Origin of the sequence: Clostridium sp., from assembly GCF_051656525.1 — a bacterium.
In the GTDB taxonomy this organism is placed as follows: domain Bacteria; phylum Bacillota; class Clostridia; order Clostridiales; family Clostridiaceae; genus Clostridium.
Map to the genome: position 1 here is coordinate 1 of NZ_JBOGCC010000376.1, position 6,973 is coordinate 6,973.

Consider the following 6,973-nt stretch of genomic DNA (forward strand, 5'->3'; position numbering starts at 1 on the left):
ATGTTTCCAATATCATCAAGATCAGAGGTAGCGATATTCAAAAATAGAAAAAATAAGTCATTTGAGATGATTCGAAGAGAAAAGGACTCAAGCTTTAATGCAATAAAAGAATCAATGAAAGAGAGTGGGAATGGACTTATTGCATCCTATCCGGTGTGGTTTAATATTTGCACGACTAAACCGATGCTAAATCCCTATTTGACGCAAAGAATATTTAGTCTAATACTATCAGAAAATGGATACGACTACGTATTTTTCAGAAGACTATACGAAATAACAGAAGAGTTAAAAAGAGATGAGGAATTGTTAGATATTATAAATAAAGCTATTTCTCATAGAAAAACGTTGACAAATAGTTAATAATAATGTAGAATTAAAATATAGAAAGTGAGGTGTATAAGTGGACAGTTTTGAATACGACAAAATATATGTTTTTGATAAAAATAGATACCTAATAGACGAAAGAAAAGATAATTCACTATCATTAATAGATAAATATGAATATAACCCAAATATAAAGTCTTGGGTAGATAACTTACATATGCAAGAAGTAATACCAGTATCTGATACATTAGCAAAAACTAAAATGTATCAAGATATAGTAAGTATAAACTGGTGTAGTATAAAAGAAGATTTTAATTAAAATATAATATAAATTAGGGGGATTACAAATGATAAGTAAAGAAATGAATTGGTTGTATGCAAAAGAAAACTATGGTAGATTATTCAAAGAAACATTCAATAAAGAAAGTGAAGTATTAGATCTTATAAACATGGAATATAAAGAAGCAAAGGAAGTATCATATGAAGACTTAGTATCATATATTTCTAGGTTAGAAAAAGAAATGGGCTTCATGGTAGAAAATAAAAGAGAGAATTTAGAAACAGTATTAGTATTATTAACCTCTTGGTGCATGAATATGGCAGGTAACTTTATGCATTGCATAGACTTATTAGAAAGCGAGTGTGAATAATATGATTAACATTACTAAGCATGGATATCAAAGATATTCTAGTAGAATCAAAGAGGGTAGAATTGGATAAAGTTCAATCAGATATCATAGAAAATAAAGACATATATCATGTAGAACTAGACAAGATGTTTAATAATAGTAAATTAATATTCACAGGAAGATTTAATGACAAGCATGGAATCACTAACTTTAGACTAGCTGATAACATAATATTAATAACAGATGCATATGACACAATATAATAACACTTTATATGAATAAGGCGAAAAACTACTAAGTCTTTAGATTAGTAGCTGAAAGCCTCCAAGGTATTTTTTAGTAACCTTTTAATTCTAAAAATGTAATTACAATATGAATGATTGCATTAGTTCTTGTTGTAAATCCATTATCTTCTTGATACTTATCTATTCTTTTCAATAATTCTTTTGGATATCTCATATTCACCATTTGTAACATAAAAAACTCCTTCTTGTATATTAATTAAATATACAGTATAATAATTAGTATATTAAAATAATACACGAAAGGAGGTTAAAAGTAAATGGAACAAATGAAAGCATATAAATTCAGGATATATCCAAGTGAAGTTCAAAAAGAGTTGATAGAAAAATCTTTTGGATGTATTAGATTTGTATATAATAATATGCTAGCACTTCAAATAAAAACATATGAGGAAGAAGGTAAATCTCATTCTAAGTATGATTTAGTAAAGAAAATACCGTCACTAAAAAAAGAATATGAGTGGCTTAAAGAAGTGGATTCAACGTGCTTACAAGCTACAATAGATGATTTAGATAGTGCATATAGTAACTTCTTTAGAGAAATTAAAAAGGGTAATAATCAAGGATTTCCAAAGTTCAAGAGTAAACGAAATCCTAAAAGAAGTTATGAAAGTAAATGTGTAAATAACAACATAACTATTAAAGATAATCTAATTAAGCTACCTAAATTAAAATGGGTTAGAGCAAAGATAACTCAAGAAATAGATGGAAGAATATTAAATGCTACTGTATCAAAGACACCAACAAACAAATACTTCGTAAGCCTATGTTGTAAAGTTGATATAGAAGAACTTGATAAAATAGATTCTAATATAGGAATAGACTTAGGATTAAAGGAATTTGCAATATGTTCTAATGGTGAAGTTTTTGAAAATCCTAAATGGTTAAGAAAAGCTAACTACAGATTAAAGTTAGAACAGAGAAGGTTATCAAAGATGCAAAAGTTCAGTAATAATTGGGATAAGCAGAGAATTAAAGTTGCAAAGATACATGAAAAGATATCTAATCAAAGAAAAGATTACTTACATAAAATATCAAATAAACTAATTAAAGAAAACCAAATAATCTGCATAGAAGATTTGAAAGTAAGTAATATGATGAAAAATCATAAATTAGCAGGAGCAATAAGTGAAGTATCTTGGTTTGAGTTTAGACGAATGCTTGAATACAAAGCGAGTTGGTATGGTAGAACTATTTCTGTAATATCTAAAACATATCCATCAAGCCAACTATGTAATGTATGTGGATATAGAAATAAAGATGTAAAGAATCTGGCACTTAGAGAATGGACTTGTGAATGTGGTGAGCACCATAATCGAGACCTAAATGCTAGTATAAACATCCTAAAAGAAGGATTAAGATTAGTGAGCTTGGAACAAGCTTGTTAGCCTGTGATTGCTTAGTGCATTGGCACTATCGAACAGGAAGCCACTAGGTCTTTAGCCTAGTGACAGTTCACAGAGTTGAATTTGGATTTGGTAGAGCAGTAGATATGGTAATACTTAAATCTCTAATAGAAGAACTTTCAGAATCAGAAGAAAAATACTTAGAATGCATTGAAGATACTAAGACAGAAAAAGAAAGAGTAATAACAAGTAGACAAACTTTAAGAGATGAAATAGAAGAACTTAAAGAGAATCTTAAGACAATGGAAGAAAGTCTAAAAGTAATGGATGAATACATAAAGAAATTCAACTATAGAGAGAACATATCAAAATCTGAAATGGATACAGTAGCTAAGAAAATAGTATACAGTAATATATACAGAAAAGAAATGGAAGAATGTATCAACTAAAATAGTTAACATATAATTAATAGTAGGAGATAGACATGGGAATTAATGTATTAAGTTTGTTTGATGGAATAAGTTGTGGGATGGTTGCATTAGAAAGAACAGGGATAAAAGTGGATAATTACTATGCTAGTGAAATAGACAAGCATGCGGAGGAGATATCTGATAATAACTATAATAAAATTATTAGGTTAGGCGATATAACTAAAATTAATAAGACCACATTAAGGAAGCTACCAAAGATAGATTTGATATTAGTTGGGACGCCTTGTCAGGGGTTTAGTAGGAATGGCAATATGCTTAATTTTGATCATGAGCAAAGTAAATTATTTTTCAATTTTATAGAGATATTAAGTACAATTAGGTTGCACAATAACTTAGATGTAAAATTCATTCTGGAAAATGTTGAGATGAAAAAAGAGTGGAAAGATACAATAACTAAATATGTATCTGTAGAGCCATTGGATATAAATAGTAACTTACTGTCAGCGCAAAATAGACCAAGAACATATTGGACTAATATAGAAGGAGTTGAAATTCCAGAAGATAACAATATTTGTTTAAAAGATATATTAATTGATTTTAATAAAGATAATCTAATGTGTCATCAAGGATTGCTAGTAGATAAAACATTCAATGAAAAAGAGTTAAATCTTATAAATGTAGTCAATGGAGAAGTTAGAATATCTCAAGCAACAAAACAAGGATATATAGTTGCAAACGATGGGGATGGAGTAAACTTATCATTCCCAACTTCTAAGACAAGAAGGGGTAGAGTGATAAAACAAAAGTCAAATACACTAGATAAGCAATGTAATGTTTCAGTTTACTATGATAACATATTAAGGAAACTTACAATAGAAGAACTTGAGAAATTACAAACATTGCCAGCTGGATACACAGATTTGGCATCGACAACCAATAGGAAAAAAGCAATAGGCAATGGGTGGACAGTAGATGTAATATCTCATATACTTAAATATTTATAAGTAAATTACTTGGAATTATAGTCTTAATACATAGTTCCAAGTAATTTAATATCACTAGGGAGGATAGATTTATGAGTTTAAAGAAAAGTGGTGGTGTAGATAGGGCAAGAGCAATGTTATTAGCAAGTGTAATAGCAATAAATATAACAGTGCCAGCTGCTAGTATAATGGAGTATAATAATCAAATAGATAAAGAACATGAATTAAGTATCAAAGAAGACAAGGTAAAATATGATAAACATAGAAAAAACAGAGAATTAGAAGAAGAAAGATTCAAAGAGATTGCACAAGAAAAGTATGAACAAGTTAAATATGAGCAAGAAGAAATAGAAAGAATGAAAGACTACACTTATAGAACAACAAAAGAACTTAGAGCAAAAACAGGACTTGATGTAGTAGGATTTACAGAAAGAGATATAACAATAACTTTCTATGGAGATACATACGAACAAAATGGAGGATATCCAGGGATAACATGCACAGGAGCTGCACTTCAAAGCGGAATGATAGCATCTAATGTTTATCCACTTGGAACAAAGATAATGTGGGAAGGTAGAGTATACACGGTCTCAGATAGAGGTGGTTCTCACTTTAATAGTCCAAATAGATTAGATGTATTCTTACCAAGATTAAGTGGAGAAAATGATACAGATTATATAAAAAGAATATATAAAAATGGTAAGAGAACAGTAAAAGCAACAATAATACAAACAAGATAAGCTGGAGGCGGTAAATAGTGAAAAAGGCAATATACATAGGTAATGACCCAACAATAAGAGGAATGAAGTGTAGGATACTATCTAAAAAAGGTAATATGTACACAGTATCAACAGGTGATGATATACTAGGAGCAGTAAGATTTGAAGTTCATAAAGATAAATTAAAACAATACTAAAAGAGAGGTAAGTAACAGTTAATAATAAATTATAAAACTTTATAAAATGCTATTGACTTTTATAACTTATTTCATTATACTTTTATTAAAGAGGTGATAAAATGAAATATTATTCAATAGCAGAAACATCAAAATTATTAAATGTGACTGCTCAAACTTTAAGAAATTGGGATAAGAGTGGTAAATTAAAACCACATCATACCACTGATAGTGGATATAGATACTACTCTCAAGAACAACTTAATAGAGTTTTAGGAGTAAAAGATACAACAAGAAAAGTAATTGGTTATTGCAGAGTGAGTTCCCATAGGCAAAAAGATGATCTTGTAAGACAAATTGAGAATATGGAAACTTATTTAATAGCACAAGGCAGTCCGTTTGAAATAATAACTGATATAGGAAGTGGTATAAATTATAAAAAGAAAGGTCTTAAAAATCTCATAAAGCTAATAACTCAAAATGAAGTCGATAAAGTTGTTGTAGTCTACAAAGATAGACTTTTAAGGTTTGGTTATGAACTTATAGAATATATAGCTACATTATACAACTGTGACATAGAAGTAATAGATAATACTGAAAAGACAGAGCAGCAAGAATTGGTAGAAGATATGATACAAATAATCACAGTTTTTAGTTGTAAACTTCAAGGCAAAAGAGCAAATAAAACTAAGAAAATGATTAAGGAGTTGATAGAAGATGATACTAGCGAAGAAAGTTAGATTATATCCAAGCCAACTTCAAGAACAAAAGCTGTGGCAATCAGTAGGTACTGCTAGATTTATATATAATTGGACACTCGCAAGACAAGAAGAAAATTATAAAAATGGTGGTAAATTTATATCTGACAATGACCTTAGAAAAGAAATAACGGGGCTAAAGAAAACTGAATTAAGTTGGCTTAAAGAAGTATCTAACAATGTAGCTAAACAATCAGTTAAAGATGCTTGTGATAGTTATAAAAGATTTTTCAAGGGATTATCAGATAAACCAAGATTTAAGAGTAGAAGAAAAAGTAAAAAATCTTTCTACAATGATAATTGTAAGTTGAAAGTTAAAGAAGGAAAATTAGTTAATATTGAAAAAATTGGTTGGATAAAAACCAATGAGCAACTACCTATTGGAGTGAAATACAGTAATCCAAGAATAAGTTATGACAATAAATATTGGTATCTATCGGTAGGAATAGAGCAAGAAGAAATACAAGAAGAATTAATAGATGTATCACTAGGAGTAGATTTGGGGTTGAAAGACTTGGCAATCTGTTCAGATGGCAAAGTTTATAAGAATATAAATAAAACTTATGCAGTTAGAAAATTAGAGAAGAAACTTCGTAGGTTGCAACGTCAAGTTTCTCGCAAATATGAACAAAATAAAAAAGGAAAGGAGTATGTCAAAACTAGCAACATTATAAAACTTGAAAAGCAAATACAACTGATGCACAGAAGATTGGCTAATATAAGAAATAATTATCTTCATCAAACTACTACAAGTATAGTGAAAACCAAACCATACAGAATAGTAATAGAAGATTTAGCTATTTCTAATATGATGAAGAATAGACATCTATCTAAAGCTATATCAAAACAAGGTTTCTATGAGTTTAGAAGACAACTTGAATATAAATGTAAATTCAGAGGAATTGAGTTAGCAATAGCTGATAGATGGTATCCTTCATCAAAGACTTGTAGCCAATGTGGAGAGATTAAGAAGGATTTAAAACTTAAAGATAGAGTGTATGACTGTAGTTGTGGGCTTAATATTGATAGAGATTTAAATGCTAGTATTAATCTCTCAAACTATAAATTAGCATAATATCACTTGAAAGATAAAGCTAATATGTAGGATTCGTTGTATCCGAATTTACGTCTTTGGAGTATCACATCAAATGAAAGTAGCTTGTTGTAGTTTGACTTGCAAAATCAGATACATTGAAAAAGAAAATAAACATACTTTATAAAGTTTTATAAGGTTTTGGCAACGGTAGATAATACCTCTCTTTATTTATATCCATATTTATATTAACCCCAAGGGTCTTCAATATC

The 6,973-nt window shown here is 29.1% G+C and carries 12 protein-coding genes; 11 read left to right on the forward strand and 1 reads right to left on the reverse strand.

Translation table 11 applies throughout. The annotated features are described in order from the left end of the window. From ACRDDY_RS18470 to ACRDDY_RS18485, 4 genes are all read left to right on the forward strand, one after another. The coding region (locus tag ACRDDY_RS18470; RefSeq protein WP_438566395.1) for a hypothetical protein at window positions 1-360 on the forward strand (360 nt) is incomplete at its 5' end. A gap of 40 nt (window positions 361-400) precedes the next feature. Beyond that, complete coding sequence (locus ACRDDY_RS18475) at window positions 401-643, forward strand: hypothetical protein (protein ID WP_438566396.1); 243 nt, start codon at window positions 401-403, stop codon at window positions 641-643. Between the two features lie 28 nt (window positions 644-671). After that, entirely contained in the window at window positions 672-974 is a 303-nt protein-coding gene (locus ACRDDY_RS18480; protein WP_438566397.1) for a hypothetical protein, read from the forward strand. A gap of 62 nt (window positions 975-1,036) precedes the next feature. Further along, window positions 1,037-1,216: a hypothetical protein gene (locus tag ACRDDY_RS18485; protein ID WP_438566398.1), complete on the forward strand. Its 180-nt coding sequence runs from the start codon at window positions 1,037-1,039 to the stop codon at window positions 1,214-1,216. A gap of 73 nt (window positions 1,217-1,289) precedes the next feature. Here the strand turns inward: ACRDDY_RS18485 and ACRDDY_RS18490 are convergent, their stop codons facing one another. Then, on the reverse strand, window positions 1,290-1,430 hold the full coding sequence (locus ACRDDY_RS18490; RefSeq protein WP_438566399.1) for a ribbon-helix-helix domain-containing protein: 141 nt from the start codon (window positions 1,428-1,430) through the stop codon (window positions 1,290-1,292). A gap of 85 nt (window positions 1,431-1,515) precedes the next feature. Between ACRDDY_RS18490 and tnpB the strand changes: the two genes are divergently transcribed. The 7 genes from tnpB (at window position 1,516) to ACRDDY_RS18525 (ending at window position 6,743) form a co-directional block, all read left to right on the forward strand. Beyond that, a complete protein-coding gene (tnpB, locus tag ACRDDY_RS18495; RefSeq protein WP_438566400.1) occupies window positions 1,516-2,643 on the forward strand; it encodes an IS200/IS605 family element RNA-guided endonuclease TnpB in 1,128 nt (375 codons plus the stop codon). 59 nt (window positions 2,644-2,702) lie between these two features. After that, the gene (locus ACRDDY_RS18500; protein WP_438566401.1) at window positions 2,703-3,050 is read left to right on the forward strand and encodes a hypothetical protein; all 348 of its coding nucleotides are present in this window, start codon (window positions 2,703-2,705) and stop codon (window positions 3,048-3,050) included. 35 nt (window positions 3,051-3,085) lie between these two features. After that, entirely contained in the window at window positions 3,086-4,036 is a 951-nt protein-coding gene (locus tag ACRDDY_RS18505) for a DNA cytosine methyltransferase (protein ID WP_438566402.1), read from the forward strand. Window positions 4,037-4,107: 71 nt separating this feature from the next. Further along, complete coding sequence (locus ACRDDY_RS18510) at window positions 4,108-4,755, forward strand: hypothetical protein (RefSeq protein ID WP_438566403.1); 648 nt, start codon at window positions 4,108-4,110, stop codon at window positions 4,753-4,755. Window positions 4,756-4,772: 17 nt separating this feature from the next. Continuing rightward, complete coding sequence (locus ACRDDY_RS18515) at window positions 4,773-4,931, forward strand: hypothetical protein (RefSeq protein ID WP_438566404.1); 159 nt, start codon at window positions 4,773-4,775, stop codon at window positions 4,929-4,931. A gap of 101 nt (window positions 4,932-5,032) precedes the next feature. Further along, window positions 5,033-5,650 carry an IS607 family transposase gene (locus ACRDDY_RS18520; RefSeq protein WP_438566405.1) on the forward strand — a complete coding sequence of 206 codons (618 nt, stop codon included), beginning with the start codon at window positions 5,033-5,035 and terminating at the stop codon, window positions 5,648-5,650. After that, window positions 5,628-6,743, forward strand: a complete 1,116-nt coding sequence (locus tag ACRDDY_RS18525) for an RNA-guided endonuclease InsQ/TnpB family protein (protein ID WP_438566406.1) — start codon at window positions 5,628-5,630, stop codon at window positions 6,741-6,743. Before ACRDDY_RS18520 ends, ACRDDY_RS18525 begins: the two co-directional genes overlap by 23 nt. Window positions 6,744-6,973: the final 230 nt, after the last annotated feature.

Coding starts and splice junctions, on each gene's coding strand:
- ACRDDY_RS18480 (WP_438566397.1), top strand. CDS start 672: ATGATAAGTAAAGAAATGAATTGGTTGTATGCAAAAGAAAACTATGGT.
- ACRDDY_RS18490 (WP_438566399.1), bottom strand. CDS start 1,430: ATGTTACAAATGGTGAATATGAGATATCCAAAAGAATTATTGAAAAGA.
- tnpB (WP_438566400.1), top strand. CDS start 1,516: ATGGAACAAATGAAAGCATATAAATTCAGGATATATCCAAGTGAAGTT.
- ACRDDY_RS18505 (WP_438566402.1), top strand. CDS start 3,086: ATGGGAATTAATGTATTAAGTTTGTTTGATGGAATAAGTTGTGGGATG.
- ACRDDY_RS18510 (WP_438566403.1), top strand. CDS start 4,108: ATGAGTTTAAAGAAAAGTGGTGGTGTAGATAGGGCAAGAGCAATGTTA.
- ACRDDY_RS18520 (WP_438566405.1), top strand. CDS start 5,033: ATGAAATATTATTCAATAGCAGAAACATCAAAATTATTAAATGTGACT.
- ACRDDY_RS18525 (WP_438566406.1), top strand. CDS start 5,628: ATGATACTAGCGAAGAAAGTTAGATTATATCCAAGCCAACTTCAAGAA.